The organism is Arcobacter sp. ISO1, from assembly GCF_058105185.1.
The window spans coordinates 293,012-313,880 of the sequence record NZ_CM176573.1 but is presented as its reverse complement, the minus strand read 5'-3'; the positions used below and the strand labels follow the sequence as shown (position 1 = coordinate 313,880).

The following is a 20,869-nucleotide window of genomic DNA, read 5'->3' as shown; positions in this document are numbered from 1 at the left end:
TTGTATTCTAACAGTTTACTATTTATAACCTCAAATAAATGTTCTTTTGTTAGATTTCACAATAAAAATAAATTTTAAAACTTGATTTTATTACTATTTATTAGCTATTTTTTCGCCTTTTTTTTTAATTAGGATTAATGAACTTTTATCATAAGGAGAAAAAATATGAAGAAATTCGCAAAAATAAGTTTAATTGCTTCTTTAGCAATTACAAGTTTTACTTCTGCACATGCAGATTCTTTAGCAGATGCATTCGCTGCATCAAAATTTAAAGGTGAGATTAAATCTCAATACTTCACAAAAAAAGATGCTGCTGGAAATGAATCATCTATCTGGACTAATGGTGGTAACTTATCTGTAACAACTGGTTCATTTTATGGACTAAGTGCTGGTGCTACTTTTCAAACTGGACATGTATCAAATGTTGATGGTTCAGGTTATGATGGAGACATGAACGCAAATGGTTCAACTTTATCTCAAGCTTACATCCAATACATTATTGATAATACTACTTTTAAAGCTGGTAGACAATACATGCATATGCCATTAATAGCTGTTTCTGGTTCAAGAATGTTTAGACAATCTTTTGAAGCTTATCTGTTATCTAACACTGATTTACCAAACACTACTTTAGTAGCTGGTTATGTTAATAAATATCAAAATAGAACAAGTTCAAGTTCTGGTTCAGCAACTATTGGCGATGAACCATTCTTCGCAGATGTTGGAGATGATGGAGCATATACTTTATATGCTAAAAATACTTCAATTGAAAATTTAGCAGTTCAATCACAATATTTGATTGAAAAGAATGATGCTAATGATAGAAAATCTTTATATGCAGATGCAGTTTACAAAATAAATGATATCACTTTTGGAGCTCAGTTATTTAATAGTGATAATGGTTCATCAGATGATAAGGGCCAATTATATGGTGTAAAAGTAGAGGGAACTTTTTCTGGTGTTCACGCTAAAGTTGCATATACTACAACTCCTTCTAACCAGCAAGCTGTATTTAATGGTTTAGGTTCTGCTGCTGATCCAGTATTTACAGCTACCCCTGTAGGTTCTCATTTGACTTATATGGCAGATACAACTTCTTATCAACTAGGATTAGGTTATAAATTTGGTAATGGTCTTGGCTTGCAAGCAGCACACACTTATTGGGATGTAGGTTCATTGTCTAGGGCTGAAACTGAAACTGATGTAATTGCATCTTATAAAGTAAACAAAAATCTATCAACACAATTATGGTACACAAGTTTTGGTGAAGATTCAACAAATGATTATCAAACTAGATTTAATATTTCTTATACTTTCTAATGAGCAAATTGTATAAAGTTGTTTAAAAAGTAGGTTCAATTAATAGATTGAACCTACTTCCTATGAGAATTACTTATTAAAAATAAAACTATTCCTTTTCTGAACTATTTTCAATTATTGAAAAATTTTTAAATTTTATTAAAATCTCATTTATTAGCTATTTTTTAGCCTTATTTATAAAGTAATATTTCTTTAGCATTTTAAAACTAAGTAAATAATTTCCCCCCCTATAAATCTTTATTTATTTGTTTTAATTTGCTAATTCTTAATTAAGGGTTATAATGATGAAAAAAATATTTTCTTTTTTTCTTATTACAATGAGTTTTGTTTACGCTAATCCATATACAAAATGTGTAGCATGTCATGGCACAAATGGTGAAAAAGTCGCTTTAGGAAAATCTAAAATAATTAAAGATATGACTAAAACAGAAATAATTACTGCTATGAAAGGTTATAAAGTTGGGACTTATGGTGGTTCTATGAAAAACGTAATGAAAGCACAAGCAATCTCATTAAGTGATAATGATATTAAATTTATTTCTGATAAAATTGGTAAATAAATTTAATTTTGGTGGTCTTTTAGACTTAAAAATATAAAAATAAAATAATAAAATTAAATCACCTTAGCTACAGGACTAGACACCTGTAGCTATAAATAATTTTACAAAGGTTTAGTTTTGACTTTAAATATTAATTCTATCGGAACAATTTACACAAACTATAATCAAAAACAAAACATGCCAATTCAGCCATGTGGAGCTTTAAATGAAATAGGAAAAATTGTTTTAAAAGATAATTATAAAAATGGATTAAAGGATATTGATGGATTTTCATATATTTATCTTATTTATTATTTCAATCAATCAAAAGATGAAAAACTCAGTGTAATTCCATTTAATGATAAAAAACAAATTGAAAGAGGAGTCTTTTCAACAAGAACACCAGTTCATCCAAATAAGTTAGGATTATCGCTAGTAAAGCTTTTAAATGTAGAAAATAATGTGCTAACCTTTCAAGGTGTTGATATATTAGATAAAACACCATTAATCGATATAAAACCATACATACCTGAATTTGATTATGTTGAGGAAAATATTAAAACAGGTTGGATGAAATCGAAAATTAATGAAGTTCAACAAATGAAGTCAGATAGTAGGTTTTAAGGGCGTAAGACAGATTTATTTAGAAAATATATATAGTTTGGAAATATTTATTTTCAGTAGTAATTTAAAATAGATGTAAAGATGATTCTAAATAACTTCTTTAAAACATATAGAATACAGATATTTATTAGATTTTTTTTATCTATTATTCAATTCAATCTTTTCCTTAACTTCTTAAATTGGGAACACAAATAACTTAGACAATTTTCCTTGTTCCACAAAGTGTTCAAAAAATGAAAAATACAAATTCTCACATATCTTTAAGAGATTTGGAACATAGAATGTAGACCTTTATTGTAATATTTTAGACTCAAACACACAAGAAGAATTAAATCACTAAATATCAAAGATGAGCAAGAGTTATTAGTGAGGTAAAAGTTATAAATTAACAAGAAGTTTGTGGCTTTTTACCATTTACTTTTAAAATTTTATCAAGTCTTATTTCTATTCCATTATCAAGTATCAAAAATTCTTCTTTGTTTAAAGTCCTAAAATCAATTATAAAATCTTCTATTTCATTTTGAGTATTTCCATTTTGATATGAAATTTTTGATTTTACTTTTTTTACTGCTAAGGCTTCCAATTCATCATAAAAATAGCAACTTATAGGTTTGTATTTTTCATCCATATTTTAATCCTTTAAAAGAAAATTATACCACTTATAATCATTTTATAGGTTACAAAAAATAATCATTGCTAAAATATTGAAATTAACTAACTTCTTGAAGAGAATTACTACAAAAATTATGTTATTTTAAAAGAAAACAAAGGATTATTTATGGCATGGGTTATTGGTGATGTTCATGGTTGCATCAAGACTTTAAAAGCCTTATTAAATAAAATACCAAAAGATGACAAGGTTATATTTGTGGGTGATTTAATGGATAGAGGTCCAAACTCAAAGGAAGTTATTCAATTAATAAAAGAAAACAATTATGATTGTGTAAGGGGAAACCATGAAGTAGCTATGTGTGATGTTATATTAGATTTATTAGCAGATAACTCTTTGGTGAAAAGTTCATATTGGGTGAATACATGGGGTGGCATGGAGACTTTAAAAAGTTATGAAAATTGCACAAAAGAAGAAGTGATATCTGATGTACAGTGGCTTGAAAATTTACCTTATTATATAGAATATAAAGATATTAAAAACAAAGATGGAAGATATTTAGTCGTTAGTCATTCAAGTATTGGTGATGTATGGGAAATGAGAAACTTAGATAAAGATAGTTTTGAGTATCAAGATTTTATTGCTCAAGTTACAAACAATAGAATTAATCATCCAAAAGATATAAAAGAGATTTATAATATCCATGGGCATACACCACACAAAGAGGCTTTGATAACAGATTATTATGCTGATGCAGATACGGGAGCTTGTTATGAAAAACTAGGAAACTTAACGGCAATTGAGTTTCCAAGTTTAAAAACAATTAGCCAAGAAAATATAGATAAGTAAAAATGTGAAAGTAGAAAATTAAACCTTTTCTACTTTTACTGCACTATGGTTATAATCAGGTTCAAATGATTCTTTATCACAAAGGTCATTTGTAAGATAGTTTATCTCTCTATTACTTACTGGAATAAATATACATTTTTCTCTTATATCTTTTGTAATTAGAGCCTTTGAAATAATTTCACCTCTTGCGGAACTAATTTTAATCTCTTCTCCATCAACTATTCCTAATTCCATTGCATCAATTGGATTTATTTCACAAAAGTTTAGTTCCTTATATTTTAATAAAGTTTTTGGAAGATTGGTTTTTGTACCGCTATGCCATTGGTCTCTAGTTCGTCCTGTTAAAAGAGTAAATGGGTACTTTAATGATGTTTTTTCACTAAGTAGTTTATTTTCAACAAAAAATAGGTTTGCTTTTTTATCAGGTGTTAAGAAATCTTTTTTAGCAATGATATCTTCTCCCCAAATAAATGGTTTCGCATTTATATCATCATAATTAGCCTCATGAATATTCATATGATCACTTAATTTTGTCATCTCTTGATACTCTTCAAAAATCTCTTTAGGGGTGTTATAGTTAAATGTATGACCAAATCCTAAACCTTGTGCTAATAATTGGAAAATCTCCCAATCTGGCTTACAATCAATTGAAGTCCTTGTAAGTTTTTCTTGTTTTGTTATAGTTCTATCAAGATTTGTTTGAGTTCCCTCTTTTTCTCCCCATGGCGCAGCAGGTAGTCTTATGTGAGCAAACTTTGCAGTCTCTGAGTTTTCATAAGCATTAATCTCAACTACCATTGGAATTTTTTTAATTAATTGTTCCATTTTATTTCTATTTGGAAGATGGTATATTGGATCAGTATGACAAATTATCAAAATATCTAGATTAGCTTCAAGCATTTGTGTTGCGGTTAATCCAGGTTTATTATCTATTGTTTTTGTTCCCCAAAATTTTGAAACTTTTTCAATGGAATCTTTATCAAAACCAAAATGAACAGCAAGCATAGTTGATAATCCACCAACTTCTCTTCCTCCCATTGCATTTGGCTGACCTGTTAGAGAAAAAGGGCCATTCCCTTCTTTAAATATTTTCCCCGTTAAAAGATGGGTATTTATTAGTGCTAGATTTTTATCAACACCTTGGACGGATTGATTTAATCCCATCGTCCAAGCAGTAATAATATTTTCGCTGTTTTTATAGATTTCCCAAAATTCATCAAATTCATCTTGTGTCAAACCTGTTCTTTTTAACATCTTAGTAACAGGGACTCTTTTAAATTTATTTTTCAATAGCTCAAAATTGTTCACATATTTTTCAATGAACTCCTCATTTGCTAGACCTTCATCAATAATTTTTTTTGATAATAAATTAAAAAAGTCAATATCACTTCCAGGTTTTATTGCTAGGTGTAAATCCGCTAATTTAGCAGTATCAGTTTCCCTTGGATCAATAACAACGATTTGAAGACCTTTTTTCTTAGCTTTTTTTATTCTATTGTGAAATACTACATGGGCTTCAGCTGTATTCGCACCTGCTAATATTAAAAGGTTGGCTTTATCGACATCTTTCATTCTAACTGGCACAAAATCTGCTCCAAAGGCTTTTTTATGTGCAACAACGGCACTTGCCATACATGTTCTACTATTTGTATCAATATTATTTGTTCCAATAAAACCTTTAACAAGTTTATTAGCAATATAATAATCCTCTGTTAAAAGTTGCCCTGATAGATAAAACCCTATTTTATTTTTTGGAGTCTGTTTCATCTTATTAACAATTGATTCAATTGCTTTTTCCCAGTTGGTTATTTTATATTCATTATTTATATCATTTCTTATATGTGGTCTTAGAAGTCTTGAGGGTGTTTCTATACTTATTAATTCACTTACACCCTTTGAACAAAGTTTCCCTTCATTTATAGGATAAGTAACATCTCCAACAAGTTTATTCGTATCAAATTCTAATCCACACCCAACACCACAGTATCCACAGACTGATTTAATCATTATATGCACCTTATAAATATATTATACATTCATTTTTCTATAGGAATTATTATAGAATAAATTTTATGAAAAATTAAGATTTAATTGTATATAAAATATACTTTTTTATGGTGAATAATTGTTTATCTTGTGTTAGAATCTTCATATCAAAATAAATTAAAGGTAAATTTAAGGAGAGTTCATGTTAAAACAGGTATTAAAAATTGGTTTAGGTGTTTCAGTTGTAGCTTCTACATTGTTAGCAGCTCCAGAGAAAACAAAATTAAAAATTGGTTTTATTGCACTTACTGACTGTGCACCATTAGTTATTGCAAAGGAAAAAGGTTTTTTCAAAGCTGAAGGACTTGATGTTCATGTTGCAAAAGAGGGTGGTGGATGGCCAGGTATTCAACAAAAAGTTATCAACGGTGAGTATGATTTTTCTCATGCTTTAGCTGGTATGCCAATCGCTGCAACACTTGGAATCAATGGAAATGCAAATCTTCAAGCCTTATTATCACTTGACTTTAATGGAAATGCAATTACTTATGGTAATGACATTATTGATAAGATGAAAGAGTATGGACTTGAAGAAACTAAAAGACCTGTTTCAGCTGAATCTTTAAAAAAATATATTGATGCAAAAAGAGCAAAAGAGGGTGATAATTATGCACCTCTAAACTTTGGTATGGTTCACCCAGTTTCAACACACAATTATGAATTAAGATACTGGATGGCTGGTTCTGGAATCAAACCAGACCAAGATTGTACAATTAAACCTTTCCCTCCACCAACAATGCCTTCAAACTTAATTGCAGGTAATATTGAAGGTTATTGTGTAGGGGAGCCATGGAACTCAAGAATTGTACTTAAAGGTAAAGGTTCGGCACTTGTAACTAACTACGATATTTGGAACAATAACCCAGAAAAAGTTTTACAAGCAAGAGCTGATTTTGTTGAAAAATATCCAGAAACTACAAAAGCAGTTATGAGAGCAGTTATAAAAGCTCAAATGTGGTTAGATGAGTCTTGGGAAAATAGAGAAGAAGCTATTGGCTATTTGGCTAAGAAAAATTATGTAAAAGCTCCAAAAAATGTACTTAGAAAATCTATGTCTGGAACTTTCCTTTATAACAAAGGTGTAGATTCTGCTAATCCAATGTTTAACGTTTTTGCTAACTATTATGCATCTTACCCATTCTATTCTCACGGTATGTGGTTCATTACACAAATGTATAGATGGGGACAACTTGACAAACCAGTTGATATGAAAGCAACTATTGAAAAAGTATATAGACCAGACCTTTTTGAAGAAGTAGCAAAAGAGGTTGGATATACACTACCTCCAAGTGCTTGGAAAAAAGATGGTGTAGATGAATATAATAAATTTATTGATGGAAAAGTTTGGGATCCAAACAAAGCTGTAGATTATATTTATGATTTTGAAGTACAAAACTCTTTAGTTTCAAAAGAAGATTTAGCAGCTGCAAATAAATGGTCAGTTGAAACTAAACAACCTGCATATGTTTGTCCATATGGACCAGCTGGATGTGCAGATGAAAAATTTGTTACTAAAAAATAGTAATTAAAAAAAGACAAAATCCCAGTAGGGGTCTTGTCTTTTATAATGCTTAGTTTTACATCTTCTCCTACGCTATTTGTCAGGCTAAGCATTGTAAAGGACAAGAGATTAATTATGAAGGTAAATTTATGAATAAAGAACTGTACAAGAAAATATTTCTTCCACTTATTGTTTTAGCAATTATAATTCAAGTTTGGTCAACACTTGCAAATGTAGTAGAAGATTTTCCAACACCAAGTGATACTTATGTTTATGCTTTTGGTGGAGAAACTTCAGATGGTGAAGAGCCAGAAGGTGTATTCTCAGATCCATTTTATATAGAAAACCAAGATGACAAAGGTATTTTTTGGCAAATTATGGCATCGCTTGAAAGGGTATTTAGTGGGTTTATTTTAGCTATTGTAGTTGGTGTTCCAGTTGGTCTAGCTGTTGGTATGAGCAAATCATTTCAATATGCACTTGAACCATTTATTCAGATATTTAAACCAGTTTCACCACTAGCATGGCTTCCTTTATTACTTTTTGTATTTCAAGATATTGATACAACAGCCATATCAACAATATTTGTTACATCAATTTGGCCAATTATTATAAATACAGCCCTTGGTGTAAAAAATGTAAATCAAGACTATTTAAACGTTGCAAAGGTTTTACAGTTTACACCTTTAGAAAAGATTACCAAGATTATTTTACCTGTTGCCGTTCCATATATTTTTACAGGGATGAGATTGTCTTTAGGTATTGCTTGGCTTGTGATTGTAGCTGCCGAGATGTTAACAGGTGGAATAGGAATTGGTTTTTGGATTTGGGATGAATACAATAATCTTGCTTATCACAATATTATTATTGGGATCATAACAGTTGGTATAATTGGATTTATCCTTGATATTATTATGGGATTTATCGCAGATTTCTTTGATTACAGAAAAAAGATGTAAAAGCTTTATTCTTAAAGCACTTTAGATTTTACTACTTTTAACAATTTTTTATAAATTGTGTTAAAAAGTAGAAAGAAAATGATATTGGTCCCTTAAAAATGGGATCGTTTTTAAGGAAAATATTATGAGTAAAAACAATTTTTTAGAATTAGAAAAAATAAGAAAAGCATTTCCTCTTCCTGGTGGGAAAGAATATGTTGCAGTTGTTGATGTAGATTTAAATATCAAAAAGAATGAAATTATTTCAATTATTGGGCATAGTGGGTGTGGTAAGTCAACACTTCTTAATATGATTGCAGGTTTAGATATGCAAACGGAAGGTAATATTATCTTAAATAATAAAGAGATTAAAGGACCAGGGCCAGAAAGAGCAGTGGTTTTTCAAAACCACTCTTTATTACCTTGGTTAACAGTTTATCAAAATATTGAGATGGCAGTTAAAAAAGTGATGCCTGGATTATCAAAAAATGAGTTAAAACAAAGAGTTGAAAAATTTGTTTCTATGGTAAATCTTGACCATGCAAAAGATAAATATCCTGGTGAAATCTCTGGTGGTATGAAACAAAGAGTTGGTATTGCAAGAGCTTTATCAATAAAACCTGAAGTTTTGTTAATGGACGAACCATTTGGTGCACTTGATTCTTTAACAAGAGCAAATCTACAAGAACACTTAATGAGAATTCAACAAAAGGTACAAAATACTGTAATTATTATTACCCATGATATTGATGAAGCAGTTTTGTTAAGTGATAGAGTAATTATGATGACTAATGGTCCAGAAGCTACCATTGGTGAAGTATTAGAAGTAAATTTAGATAGACCAAGAGATAGAGTAGCCTTGCAATCTGATCCAGAATATATCAGATGTAGAGAAGCAATATTAGATTTTCTATACAAGAAATTTGCAAAAGATGATGAATAAATTGCTATACTAATTTATGAATTCACTATATATTACAGATAATAATTTAATACAAAAAATATTAAGCAACAAGGCTGTAGAAATCCATCTACAACCTATTGTTTCAATTAGAACAAAATCTATTTTCGCCTATGAAAGTTTAACTAGATGTAAATTTAATGGCAAAACTATCCCTCCTCAAATTCTTTTTAAATTAGCAGACAAAGCTAATTTAAGTAGTCAATTAGACGAAATGACAAGACAATTAGCAATTGAAAAGTTTTATTATTACTATAAAAAAAACAATAAGGAACTTCTTTTTTTAAATGTTGAAGCAAACATAATAAATAATTTTGAAAAAGAAGAACTAGGTTTCTTATATTTAATAAAAAAACTAAATATCCCTTTCAAAAATTTTATTTTAGAGATAAAAGAGGATGATATTGAAAATATAGAAGCTTTAGAAAAATTCTGTAAATATTTTAAAGGTTTAGGTTTTGGAATTGCACTTGATGATTTTGGTACAGGTAGCTCTAATTTTTACAGACTAAATGTGATTAGTCCTGATATTATAAAGATTGATAAATCTTTATTTACTGCATCATCAAAAAGAATTATCAATAAAGAGATAGTTAAATCAATATCAAAAATGAGTCAAACTTTAGGAATAAAAGTTTTAGCAGAAGGTGTTGAAGATTTTAATTCAATTTCTATGGCAATGAAAGCTGGAATAAACTTATTTCAAGGGTACTTTTTTTCTAAACCTAAAGTATCTTTTAATCATGAAGAGTTCTCAGAAATTATCACTTTGATCAATAAAACAGGTAATGAATTTAAAGCTAAAACATTAAGAAATATAAAAAAGAAAAGAGAAACGGTATGGAAATTTGATCAAATTTCCATGGCTTTAATAATGGGAAATAAAACTATAGAAAAAATATACGAGTATCTAAATAGAAATTTTAAATATCATAGTGAAATTGAAGCAATGTATATTATTGATGCATTAAGTTCAAAACAGATTAACGACACAATTATTGATGAATCTATTAGTGGGATGTATAATATAACTAAAGATGGTGATGAACATTATTTAAAAGAGTATTTTTATATAACAATGGAATCAAAAAAGGGTATTTATTTAAGTAATAGATATGTTTCTTTTGCAAGTGGAAATGTATGTAAAACCTTTGCAAAAAAATTTGAATTAAATGGTCAAAGTTATATTTTGTGTCTGGATATTATATTAGAAAGGAGCTAGATATTTAAACCTTATAAAAAAGGTTTAAATATTTTTTTGAGCGTTTTATTTTAAGATGATATACTCATCATCATAATAAATTGTATCTCCTAAAGCGATAACTTTTCTTTCATTATCAAAGCCAAAATCATAAATTGCATCTGATTTAAAATCTTCAGAGATATTTATCAAATATCCTTGAGATTCTAAAGCATAAAGTGAAGTTCCATATGCAAGGGCATAAACTTTTGCATATTTATATTTTTTTCTTTGAATGATATTTAGAGAAATATCTGTTTTAATAATTTGTCCATCAATAGTAGCTATATATATGTAGTCATCGTGTGTGATAATATCTCTAACATTGTAGTTTTTTAAGTTTAAAACTCCATCACCAACAGAGATAACTTTATTAGCTGTTGCTGCAACCAAAGTATCATTAATTACATCTAAAAATGTAATGTTATTAAATTGTCCATCAGGGTCAACAACGATATTTTTTACAATTTTATTCGTAGAAGATACAACAATAATTCTACCATCTAATGTTGGGAATAAAACAATATTACTCATAAAATATGGATTGGCAATTCTAGTATCATTTACAAATGAGTGATTAAAATACTCTTTTAATAAAGTTTTATTTGCTGCTAAGTCTCTTAATTCAATTGAATTATCAGAATATAATAAAGCTAATTTATTCTCTTTTAGTGATGCTGCAACAACAACTCCACTAACTTCAATCTCTTGTTTATCAACTAAAACTTTATCTTTGTAATTTGAAGAGATAACTTTCTCTTCACTAATATTTAAAAAATTATAACCTTCTGGAATTTTAAATTTTGATAAACCTCTTTTTGTAATTATTTCACCATTATCTAAAGTTGCACCATCTTTGTTCATTGATGTTATTTCTGCATTTAGATTTGCTTTTGTATTATCATAACCACCAACAGTATCTTCTGGTTCATAGTGCTCTTTTGTTGCACAACCTGCTAGGATAAATACTAAACTTACAAATAGTAATAGGTTTTTCATCTTTTTTCCTTATTTTGTTACTAAATAATGTTTTAAAACATTAACTAAATCATTAACTTTTGAATCTGCTGGGATCAATTTTAAAGTTGATTTTGCATCTTCATATTTTCCTTCATTTGTTTGAATTAATGCTTTATTAAAAATTGCAAACTCTTTTAAAAGAAAATCATTGTCCATTGAAAGTGTATTTAATTCTTCAACATTTTTACTACTTAATGCTTTTTGATAAGTTGTTAATTCTTTTAAAAACTTAACTTGAATATCTGCAACAGTTCCATCTTTTGATGCTTGCATAAATTTTGCAACTTGAAATAGTTGTTCATTTTTCTCTTTTAATGAATCAAGTGCAGCTTTATCATTTGGGTTTTCTAAGACCTTATTAAAGGCAATATTTGCTTCTAGTTTTGTTTGTTGTTGAAAATAATTAGATACATAATATCCAATAGTCCCACCCACAATAACTACAACAGTAGCAATAACAATAAATTTATACTTTTTGTAAAATCTTTCAACTTTTACAAAACCTTCTAAAAATTTTTCTTCACTATTTAACTCTTCTTTGACGAAATCAACATTGTCTTTTACGCTCATTTAAAACCTCTTCTAAAAATTAAGTCTAAATGATACAAAAAAATTTATAAAACCTTACTTTTATGTATTTTTGATATAATACAAACTCTTATAAATAACACATAAAAGGTGAATAATGAAAAAGTTTTTTTTAGTATCTTCATTTTTACTAATCATCTCACAATCAATAATAGCAAAAGAACAAGTACAAGAGGAAGAATCAAGTCAAACAAGATTTGAATCACTTTCAAAATTAACTCAAGTTATAGGAACTGTTGAAAAATATTATGTAGATGACATTAAACTTGAAGAGATAGTAAATAAAGCATTAAAAGGTTTAATGCAAGAGCTTGATGCTCACTCAACTTATCTTGATAGAAAATCTTCAAAGGAGATGAGTATTCAAACAAAAGGTGAGTTTGGTGGTTTAGGAATTACTGTTGGTATGAGGGATGCGGCATTAACTGTTATTTCTCCAATTGATGATACTCCTGCATATGAAGCAGGCGTTAAAGCAGGGGACATTATCTTAAAAATTGATGATAAGTCAACTTTAAATATGACTTTAGATGAAGCGGTTTCTTTAATGAGAGGTAAACCAAAAACTCCTATTGTTTTAACAGTTGTTAGAAAGGGTGAGAATAAACCAATTAAAATTGATATCATCAGAGATATTATAAAAATACAATCAGTATTTGCAAAAACAATTGAAGATGAAGACCTATTATATTTAAGAGTTTCAAGCTTTGATAGAAAAGTAACTGAAAGCTTAAAAAAAGAGATTAAGAATAAACCAAATGCAAAGGGGATTATTCTAGATTTAAGAAATAATCCAGGGGGACTTTTAACTCAAGCAATTGGGGTAACTGATCTTTTTGTTGATAATGGAGTTATTGTTTCACAAAAAGGTAGAGACATTGGTGATGAGGAAAAATTTACTGCAAAACCTATAAATACAGTTACTGATACACCATTAGTTGTATTGGTTAATGGCGGTTCAGCATCAGCTTCAGAGATTGTTAGTGGAGCTTTACAAGATCAAAAAAGAGCAATTATTATTGGTGAAAAAACTTTTGGTAAAGGTTCTGTTCAAGCAATTTTGCCAATTACACAAGATAGAAAAGAGAATATTAAATTAACTATTGCAAAATATTACTTACCAAGTGGAAGAACTATTCAAGCAACGGGAATTACTCCAGATGTAATTTCATATGCAGGTGAAGCTGTAAAAGAGAGTGAAAGTGAATTTAAAATTAAAGAAGCCGATCTAAAAAAACACCTTGAAGAAGAGCTTGAAAAAGACAATGGTGGAAAGAAAGTTAAAAAAGAGAAAGAAAAAGTTTCTAGTAAAAAAGTTATTTTAAAAGATGAAGTATTAAAAGATAATCAATTAAATACTGCAATTGGTATTTTAAAATCATTAATTATTGTTAATAAATAAAATCAGGAGAATAAATGAACATTAGTGATATTGTTGCACTTGGACTTTGGCCAGAATCAAAGAAAACTACAACACAAAAAGGTATAAATGAACTTGAAGAGTTAGGTTATAACTTGTTTTACATTGGTAAAAATGCAGACCTATATACTTGTCCAGGTGATGAAGCAAAAGTATTATTAGTTAGAAGTGACAGATGTTCTGTATTTGATATCCCTTTAAACCTTGAGATTGAGGGAAAAGGTGTTTCTCAAACGGCTATTTCAAACAATGGCGCAGCATTTGCTAAAGAATCAGGTATAAAAACAGCAATTTTAGATGAAAAGGTTGATTCATCTTTGGAAGTTGCTCCACGATGTCAATTTATGGAATTATGCAAACCATTAGAAGCTGAAATTGATGGTGATGTAGTTCAATTTGAATTTATTTTTAGAAACTACTTAACAGGTTCACTTTATGATGCTTGCCAAAATGGAAAAGACCCATATGGTTTAGAATTATCTTCAAACTTATCACAATGGCATAAATTTGAAACTCCAATTTTTACTCCAACAACAAAAGGTATTAAAGATGAGCCTTTAAATTCTCAAATTGTAAGGGAAAAATTTCCAGAGATTATTTCAAGTATGGAAAATCTATTTAAAAGTTTCACTCAATTTGCCCTTGACAATGGTATTGTAATTGTTGATACAAAATTTGAAATTTTTATAAATTCAAAAGGGGAATGGGTTTTAGGTGATGAGGTATTAACACCTGAAAGTTCTAGATTTATTTCAAAAGAGGATTTTGATGCAGGAAATTATATTTCTATGGATAAACAAATCTTAAGGGATTTTGGAAAATCAGAAAACTGGAAAGAACAAGCAAAAAGTTTAAAAGCTGGAGAAAAACTAGATGTTAATGTACCACAAGAGATTAAAGATAAAATCTTGAGTGGATATACAACAATTTTAAATAGATTAAGTAAATAAATTGGCAAATAAAACTACTAAGGCAGTTTTAGATATAATCCCAAAAAATTAAATTGAAGGTAATAAATGAAAGCAATTGTAAATGTAGCACTTAAGCAGGGAGTTTTAGACGACCAAGGTAAAGCAACTCATCATGCTTTAGATACTTTAGGATTTAAAGAAGTTGTAAAAGACGTAAGAATTGGTAAACAAATTATTATGGAACTTAACTCTTCAAATGAAGACGATGCTAGAGCTGAAGTTGTAAAAATGTGCGAAAAACTTTTGGCAAATACTGTTATTGAAGATTATGATATCGAAATTGTAGGTTAATATTATGAATGTTACTGTACTACAATTTCCAGGTACTAACTGTGAGTACGACACTAAATATGCTTTTGAAAAACTTGGATGTGAAGTAAAAATCTTATGGCATAAAGAAACAAAACTTCCTGAAGATACAGAGCTATTAGTTATCCCTGGTGGATTTTCTTATGGAGATTATTTAAGATCAGGGGCAATCGCTAGATTTGCAAATATAATGGACTCAGTTCAAGAATATGCGGCAAAAGGTGGAAAAATTTTAGGTATTTGTAATGGTTTTCAAATTCTTTTAGAAGCTGGTTTATTACCTGGTGCTATGAAAAGAAATGATTCATTACATTTTATTTCTAAATATAATCACTTAAAAGTTATTAATAATGATAATATCTTTTTATCAAGATTAAAGCTTGATGAAGTTGTTAATATTCCAGTTGCACACCATGATGGTAACTATTTTATTGATGATTCGGGTTTAAAAGAACTTGAAGAAAATGGTCAGATTTTATTAAAATATTGTGAAGAAAATGGCGAACTTAAAAATCTTAATGGTTCAGTTTCTCAAATTGCAGGAATTTGTAATAAAGAGAAAAATGTATTTGGATTAATGCCACATCCAGAAAGAGCAATGGAAGACTTACTTGGTTGTGATGATGGTGTTATCATGTTAAAAGGGTTTTTAAAATAGTGAAAAGGCTAATTGCACTATTTTTAATATTTTTATCTATATTTGCCTTTGCAAATGAACTTACAAATGAAGAGGCTTCAGCTTTTGGTGAACAAACTCAACCAAAAGCTCAAAGCTATTCAAGAACAACTTTTACCAAAAATCTATATTTATCATATTTAAATTACCCAAATCATGTTTTTAGAAATCAAAGATTTGTAGTTGAATTAAAAGCATTAATTACAAGAAAAAATTTTACTTCAATACAAACAGTTTTTTCAAATGGTAAGGGGATTGAACCTTCTAATCCAAAAGAGACTTGGAAGAAGTTAGAAACAGAAAACAATACATATACAAATAAATTTTATTTCAAGGCAAAAAATCCAAACTTTATTATGCCAACAATTGAAGTTAGAATATACAATGGTAATAGTTTAGTAGAGTCTAGACAAATTACAGGAAAAGAAGTAGGCTTTTCAGATATTGCAAAAAGTGATAAACGATTTACGAATGTAATCGCTTCAAAATTAACATTAATTGGTACAAAAACAAAACAATATAATAATAAACAAGCCTTAACAATTATTGATATTAGTGCAGAAAATTCAAATCTAGAAGATTTTAGTTTAAAAGGATTTGAAGAGCAAGGGATTACTGTTTTTGAAGAAAAACTACCTGAACAACATATCATTTATAATGTAACTATTCCTATTCATAAAAAAAATATTATCTTTAACTATTACAATACAACAAAAAATCATTTTGAAAAAGTTGTAGTTCCAATCACTTTTGATGAAGAGTTAGTTAGTACACAAACAGATTTAAATCCTAATAATTCAAGTTTTGAATTTTATAAAAAAATTGCAATGGGTGTTTTATCACTTGTTCTATTAATACTATTTATTTGGAAAAGAAAATACTATATCTTAATACCATTTTTAATTTCACTTGCAATTTTTATTTTATTTGCAATGCCAAATAAAACGATTACCTTAAAAGAAAAAACGGTTATTTATATTCTTCCTACTAAAAACTCTACCATATTTCAAAAAGTAGAAAAAGAGTCTACAGTTGAAGAGATGAAAAGAAAAAATGGTTTTATCAAGATTATGTTTGGTAGTGGAAATTATATTGGATGGGTAAAAGAAGAAGATGTTAGCACAAATTAGGGGCTTATTTGTATTAGTTCAGTTTTCTGTAACTGTTGCAATTGTAATTGCTGCGATGTATACATTTAGAAATCATGTTCATAAAATTATCAAAATTTGGATGAAGTTTCAAATCTATTTATTAGGAATAAAACTTGAAGAGGTTGGAAAGCTAGATGAATCATGTGATTTAGTTTTGATGAATCACCAAAGTATATTAGATATTATCATTATGGAACATATACACCCAAAACACTTAGCTTGGGTTGCTAAAAAAGAGATAACTGATTTACCATTTTTTGGGCATATTATAAAAGGCCCTAAAATGATCTCAATTAATAGAGAAGACAAAGCTGGTATCGTGTACCTTATAAAAGAGGTAAAAGATAGACTAGGAAGAGGAAGGCCTATTGCTATGTTCCCTGAGGGAACAAGATCAACTGGTAAAAGAATGTTTGATTTTAAGCCAGGTGCAAAAATGATAGGAAATAAATTTAATCTAAAAATTCAGCCAGTAATAATTATTAATACAAGAGCAATTTTAGATTCAAAAAAATTAACACAAACTCCAGGTATTGTAAAAGTAATTTATCTAGAACCAATTCAAGCAGATAGAAAAACTGACTGGTTTGAACAAACAGAAAAAAATATGAAAGCTGTATTTGAAAAAGAGATAAATAAGTAATGGCTCTTTCTTGGCAAACAATATTAGCAATTGGTTTAGGTGGATTCTTAGGTGCAATCGCAAGAGCATATTCTGTACACCTAAGTAATAAAATGATACCTTTAGAGTTTCCTGTAGGTGTGTTAATTGTTAATATTTTAGGAAGTTTTATAATAGGTGTCTTATTTGCCATATTTGCCCACTATACATTAAATGATTCACTTAAAGCTTTTTTGACAACAGGTTTTTTAGGAGCCTTAACAACTTATTCAACTTTTGCAATTGAGAGTTTCTTTTTATTACAAACTTCAATATTTCTTGGATTAACAAATATGTTCTTAAATCTATTTGGAACAGTGCTTGCTGCAGCAAGCGGATATAAGTTACTTCACTTTTTTCTGAAATAGTATTCACTTTAACTTAAAAAATTGATTTATATCATTTTATTTAAGCTTCAAAAAGATATAATAATCACTAAAAATTAGATAACAAGGATTTAAAAATGGGTATGCCAGGTGGTATGGAGTGGATATTAATTGCTCTAGTTGTATTACTATTATTTGGTGGAAAGAAAATTCCAGAATTAGCAAAAGGTTTAGGAAGTGGTATTAAAAACTTCAAAAAAGCTGTAAAAGATGATGAAGAAGTAGCTACTACTGAAAAATCAGAAGAGATTGAGAAAAAAACTGAGGCTAAAAAAGAAGAGCCAACTGAAAATAAAACTGTATAATTTAAGAGACTAGATTGCAAAAATTAGTAAAAGATTATATTGAAGATATTTTAGAGAAAGAGGTGGTTTTAGAGAAACCTAAAGATATTACTTTAGGACACTTTGCAACTCCAGTAGCTTTTTCTTTAGCAAAAGAGTTGAGAAAATCACCTATGATAATAGCTGAAGAATTAGCTTCTAAGTTTGATGAATCAATTATTTTTGAGAAAGTGGAAGCTGTAAAAGGTTTTATTAACTTTAAACTTTCAAATGGATTTTTAGAAAAACTTTCAAAAAATGCATTGCAACTTGGAAATAATTTCGCAAAATGTGAAAAAAGAAATCAATCAATACTTTTAGAATATGTAAGTGCAAATCCTACGGGTCCTTTACATATAGGTCATGCAAGAGGAGCTATTCTTGGTGACTCACTTGCCAAAGTTGGTAGACACTTAGGATTTGATATTACAACTGAGTATTATGTGAATGATGCAGGTGCTCAAATGGATATGTTAGGTTTATCTATTGCTTTAGCAGGTCGTGATTTTATTTTAAAAGAAGATGTAGAATATCCTGAAACATATTATAGAGGTGATTATTTAGTTGATATTGCCCAACAAATTTTTGATAAGCATGGGGCAGAGATTTTCCATGATGAATCAAAATTTAGAGAAATGGCTTCATTTGGAAAAAATATTGTAATGAATATTATAATATCAGACCTAAAAGATGTAGGGATAGAATTTGATAATTTTGTTTCAGAAGAATCTTTATATGAAGCATGGCTTGATACAAAAAAAGTTCTACTTGATAATGGTTCACTCTATGAAAAAGATGAAAAAATATTTTTAAAGTCAACTTTACATGGCGATGATAATGATAGGGTTGTAGTAAGAGAAAATGGAATACCAACGTATCTTGCTGGAGATATAATTTATCATAAAAATAAATTTGATAGAGGCTTTGACCATTATATTAATATCTGGGGTGCAGATCACCATGGATATATAAAAAGAGTAAATGCTGCAATTGAGTTCTTAGGAAATGATTCTTCTAAACTTGAAGTTTTACTTTCTCAAATGGTTCAACTACTTAAAGGTGGCGAACCTTATAAAATGAGTAAAAGAGCTGGTAATGTAATTTTAATGAGTGATATAGCTCAAGAGATTGGTTCAGATGCATTAAGATTTGTTTTTTTAACTAAGAAAAGTGATACTCATCTTGAGTTTGATTTGGACATGTTAAAAAATCAAGATAGTTCAAATCCAATCTTTTATATTAATTATGCATATGCTAGAATTAATCAAGTGTTTAAGAAGAGTGAAAAAAGTTTTGAGTCAGTATTAGATGAAAACTATGAGGGTCTTAATCAAGATGCCTTAAATTTAGTATATGAATCTTTATTAATGCCTTCAATTTTAGAAGAAGCATTTACGAAAAGAGATATGCAAAAAATTACTGATTATCTTTATTCTCTTGCATCATCAATACATAGATTTTATAATGAGCATAAAATCGTTGGAAGTGATGATGAAAATAAATACTTAAAAGTATTAAGTCTTTGTGCTTTATCTATAAAAGTATCATTAGGTTTATTGGGAATTAAAGCTAAAGAGGTGATGTAATGAAATGGTTTATTATTATACTTGTGATTATAATCGGTATTGCGATTTCTACAGGATATATGGGTGGAGCTAAAGATGCTGCATCAAACTATAATAAATTATTAACTGGAAAAGCTCCAGCCAAGTAATAAAAGGGGTTAAACCCTTTTATCTATTGGTTTTTAAGCTTTAGCCTCAAGTTCACTTAAGAAATCTTCAATAGTATATTTTTTTCTATATTGTTCACTCATTAGGTGGATGAAAACATCTCCCATATCAATGATTGTCCAGTTCTCGTCATCATCAACTCTTAAGAACTCTTCACCTAAAGGTTTTAAATCATTTTTTAAGTAATTTAATAATGCAAATGCATGTTTTGGGTTTAACGTAGTTGCTATAACTACATAATCAACAATATATTCTTTGTCTGTTAAGTCAATAACTTCAATATTCTCAGCTTTTTTATCATCTAAAATAGCTTTGATTGTGTCTAATCTTTTGTTCAAATTTTACCTTTTTCTTTCCAGATGTTTTTTACATCTTTTCTTATTTTTTTTGGAATATAATTTAAACTAAAAGTATTTCTTAATTCAGTAGAACTAATTTTAATATCAACTTTTAGTCTTTTAACATTCCTTTTTTTATTGTATTTTATACCATCCCTAGTAACTACAACAAGGGTAACTAGTTTTTCAATCTCTTCAAAACTGTCCCATAAATGAAAAGATTTATAGTTATCTGCACCTATAATTAAGTACAATTTTTCTGGTTTATACTTTTTTAAAACAAATTTAATTGTTTCAATAGAATAAACTGGTCTTTTCATATCAATTTCAAAAGAAGAAACTTTTATAGCCTCTTTTTTTGAAAAGAGTTTTTTTAGTAAGTTAAATCTTGTTTGTGCATCCAAAAAAGATTTAACTTTTAGGGGATTTAAATATGCAGGAACAACAAGTAACAAATCTATATCTAACTTTTTTAAAGCTTTTTTTATAATGGTTTGGTGACCAATATGTGGAGGGTCAAAACTTCCACCAAAAATTGCCATTTGCACCTATATATTACCTTTATACAATGATTAAATAATATTATAGCAATTTTTGGATAAAATATCCACGATTTTGTTAATTAAGTGGGGAATTGATTATAAATTTATAGTTATAACTTTGCT

Annotated in this window: 24 protein-coding genes; 18 read left to right on the top strand and 6 right to left on the bottom strand. The window is 28.5% G+C overall.

Translation table 11 applies throughout. From position 1 onward, the window contains the following. The first annotated feature begins 165 nt into the window (after positions 1–165). From AC2TY9_RS01525 to tsaA, 3 genes are all read left to right on the top strand, one after another. The gene (locus AC2TY9_RS01525; RefSeq protein ID WP_489779029.1) at positions 166–1,320 is read left to right on the top strand and encodes an OprD family outer membrane porin; all 1,155 of its coding nucleotides are present in this window, start codon (positions 166–168) and stop codon (positions 1,318–1,320) included. Between the two features lie 281 nt (positions 1,321–1,601). Next, complete coding sequence (locus tag AC2TY9_RS01520) at positions 1,602–1,880, top strand: c-type cytochrome (protein ID WP_489779027.1); 279 nt, start codon at positions 1,602–1,604, stop codon at positions 1,878–1,880. A 117-nt stretch (positions 1,881–1,997) separates the two neighbouring features. Beyond that, positions 1,998–2,483: a tRNA (N6-threonylcarbamoyladenosine(37)-N6)-methyltransferase TrmO gene (gene tsaA, locus AC2TY9_RS01515; RefSeq protein ID WP_489779025.1), complete on the top strand. Its 486-nt coding sequence runs from the start codon at positions 1,998–2,000 to the stop codon at positions 2,481–2,483. Positions 2,484–2,868: 385 nt separating this feature from the next. Here the strand turns inward: tsaA and AC2TY9_RS01510 are convergent, their stop codons facing one another. Then, positions 2,869–3,111, bottom strand: a complete 243-nt coding sequence (locus AC2TY9_RS01510) for a hypothetical protein (RefSeq protein WP_489779023.1) — start codon at positions 3,109–3,111, stop codon at positions 2,869–2,871. Positions 3,112–3,261: 150 nt separating this feature from the next. Between AC2TY9_RS01510 and AC2TY9_RS01505 the strand changes: the two genes are divergently transcribed. Next, a complete protein-coding gene (locus tag AC2TY9_RS01505; RefSeq protein ID WP_489779022.1) occupies positions 3,262–3,942 on the top strand; it encodes a metallophosphoesterase in 681 nt (226 codons plus the stop codon). An 18-nt stretch (positions 3,943–3,960) separates the two neighbouring features. Here the strand turns inward: AC2TY9_RS01505 and AC2TY9_RS01500 are convergent, their stop codons facing one another. Continuing rightward, positions 3,961–5,949 (bottom strand): molybdopterin oxidoreductase family protein, encoded by a 1,989-nt coding sequence (locus tag AC2TY9_RS01500; RefSeq protein ID WP_489779021.1) that lies wholly within the window; start codon positions 5,947–5,949, stop codon positions 3,961–3,963. Between the two features lie 181 nt (positions 5,950–6,130). Here AC2TY9_RS01500 and AC2TY9_RS01495 point away from each other — a divergent pair, with 181 nt between their 5' ends. The 4 genes from AC2TY9_RS01495 (at position 6,131) to AC2TY9_RS01480 (ending at position 10,610) form a co-directional block, all read left to right on the top strand. Further along, the gene (locus AC2TY9_RS01495) at positions 6,131–7,510 is read left to right on the top strand and encodes a CmpA/NrtA family ABC transporter substrate-binding protein (RefSeq protein WP_489779019.1); all 1,380 of its coding nucleotides are present in this window, start codon (positions 6,131–6,133) and stop codon (positions 7,508–7,510) included. Between the two features lie 128 nt (positions 7,511–7,638). Then, positions 7,639–8,448, top strand: coding sequence for a nitrate ABC transporter permease (gene ntrB, locus AC2TY9_RS01490; protein WP_489779017.1), 810 nt, complete (start codon positions 7,639–7,641; stop codon positions 8,446–8,448). Between the two features lie 124 nt (positions 8,449–8,572). After that, a complete protein-coding gene (locus AC2TY9_RS01485) occupies positions 8,573–9,370 on the top strand; it encodes an ABC transporter ATP-binding protein (protein WP_489779015.1) in 798 nt (265 codons plus the stop codon). Positions 9,371–9,386: 16 nt separating this feature from the next. Then, on the top strand, positions 9,387–10,610 hold the full coding sequence (locus tag AC2TY9_RS01480; protein ID WP_489779013.1) for an EAL domain-containing protein: 1,224 nt from the start codon (positions 9,387–9,389) through the stop codon (positions 10,608–10,610). 45 nt (positions 10,611–10,655) lie between these two features. Here the strand turns inward: AC2TY9_RS01480 and AC2TY9_RS01475 are convergent, their stop codons facing one another. Both AC2TY9_RS01475 and AC2TY9_RS01470 read right to left on the bottom strand, forming a co-directional pair. Beyond that, positions 10,656–11,627 carry a hypothetical protein gene (locus AC2TY9_RS01475; protein WP_489779011.1) on the bottom strand — a complete coding sequence of 324 codons (972 nt, stop codon included), beginning with the start codon at positions 11,625–11,627 and terminating at the stop codon, positions 10,656–10,658. Positions 11,628–11,636: 9 nt separating this feature from the next. Then, positions 11,637–12,218, bottom strand: coding sequence for a tetratricopeptide repeat protein (locus AC2TY9_RS01470; protein WP_489779010.1), 582 nt, complete (start codon positions 12,216–12,218; stop codon positions 11,637–11,639). Between the two features lie 115 nt (positions 12,219–12,333). Here AC2TY9_RS01470 and AC2TY9_RS01465 point away from each other — a divergent pair, with 115 nt between their 5' ends. The 10 genes from AC2TY9_RS01465 to AC2TY9_RS01420 all read left to right on the top strand — a co-directional run bounded on the left by AC2TY9_RS01465 (position 12,334) and on the right by AC2TY9_RS01420 (position 19,847). Continuing rightward, the gene (locus AC2TY9_RS01465) at positions 12,334–13,638 is read left to right on the top strand and encodes a S41 family peptidase (RefSeq protein WP_489779008.1); all 1,305 of its coding nucleotides are present in this window, start codon (positions 12,334–12,336) and stop codon (positions 13,636–13,638) included. Between the two features lie 14 nt (positions 13,639–13,652). Beyond that, complete coding sequence (locus AC2TY9_RS01460; RefSeq protein ID WP_489779006.1) at positions 13,653–14,606, top strand: phosphoribosylaminoimidazolesuccinocarboxamide synthase; 954 nt, start codon at positions 13,653–13,655, stop codon at positions 14,604–14,606. Positions 14,607–14,672: 66 nt separating this feature from the next. Beyond that, positions 14,673–14,918 (top strand): phosphoribosylformylglycinamidine synthase subunit PurS, encoded by a 246-nt coding sequence (gene purS, locus AC2TY9_RS01455; RefSeq protein WP_489779005.1) that lies wholly within the window; start codon positions 14,673–14,675, stop codon positions 14,916–14,918. A gap of 4 nt (positions 14,919–14,922) precedes the next feature. After that, complete coding sequence (gene purQ / locus AC2TY9_RS01450) at positions 14,923–15,594, top strand: phosphoribosylformylglycinamidine synthase I (protein ID WP_489779003.1); 672 nt, start codon at positions 14,923–14,925, stop codon at positions 15,592–15,594. Further along, on the top strand, positions 15,594–16,742 hold the full coding sequence (locus tag AC2TY9_RS01445; RefSeq protein ID WP_489779002.1) for an AvaI/BsoBI family type II restriction endonuclease: 1,149 nt from the start codon (positions 15,594–15,596) through the stop codon (positions 16,740–16,742). Before purQ ends, AC2TY9_RS01445 begins: the two co-directional genes overlap by 1 nt. After that, entirely contained in the window at positions 16,726–17,406 is a 681-nt protein-coding gene (locus tag AC2TY9_RS01440; RefSeq protein ID WP_489779001.1) for a lysophospholipid acyltransferase family protein, read from the top strand. Before AC2TY9_RS01445 ends, AC2TY9_RS01440 begins: the two co-directional genes overlap by 17 nt. Beyond that, positions 17,406–17,792 (top strand): fluoride efflux transporter CrcB, encoded by a 387-nt coding sequence (gene crcB, locus AC2TY9_RS01435; RefSeq protein ID WP_489779000.1) that lies wholly within the window; start codon positions 17,406–17,408, stop codon positions 17,790–17,792. The genes AC2TY9_RS01440 and crcB overlap by 1 nt, the downstream gene beginning before the upstream one ends. A gap of 95 nt (positions 17,793–17,887) precedes the next feature. Then, positions 17,888–18,115 (top strand): twin-arginine translocase TatA/TatE family subunit, encoded by a 228-nt coding sequence (gene tatA / locus AC2TY9_RS01430; RefSeq protein WP_489778998.1) that lies wholly within the window; start codon positions 17,888–17,890, stop codon positions 18,113–18,115. A 14-nt stretch (positions 18,116–18,129) separates the two neighbouring features. Beyond that, positions 18,130–19,719 (top strand): arginine--tRNA ligase, encoded by a 1,590-nt coding sequence (argS, locus tag AC2TY9_RS01425; RefSeq protein WP_489778997.1) that lies wholly within the window; start codon positions 18,130–18,132, stop codon positions 19,717–19,719. Next, positions 19,719–19,847, top strand: a complete 129-nt coding sequence (locus AC2TY9_RS01420; protein WP_489778996.1) for a hypothetical protein — start codon at positions 19,719–19,721, stop codon at positions 19,845–19,847. The genes argS and AC2TY9_RS01420 overlap by 1 nt, the downstream gene beginning before the upstream one ends. Positions 19,848–19,880: 33 nt before the next feature. Here the strand turns inward: AC2TY9_RS01420 and rsfS are convergent, their stop codons facing one another. Then, positions 19,881–20,204: a ribosome silencing factor gene (gene rsfS, locus AC2TY9_RS01415; RefSeq protein WP_489778994.1), complete on the bottom strand. Its 324-nt coding sequence runs from the start codon at positions 20,202–20,204 to the stop codon at positions 19,881–19,883. Continuing rightward, positions 20,201–20,746, bottom strand: coding sequence for a nicotinate (nicotinamide) nucleotide adenylyltransferase (gene nadD / locus AC2TY9_RS01410; RefSeq protein WP_489780445.1), 546 nt, complete (start codon positions 20,744–20,746; stop codon positions 20,201–20,203). Before nadD ends, rsfS begins: the two co-directional genes overlap by 4 nt. Between the last annotated feature and the right edge of the window lie 123 nt (positions 20,747–20,869).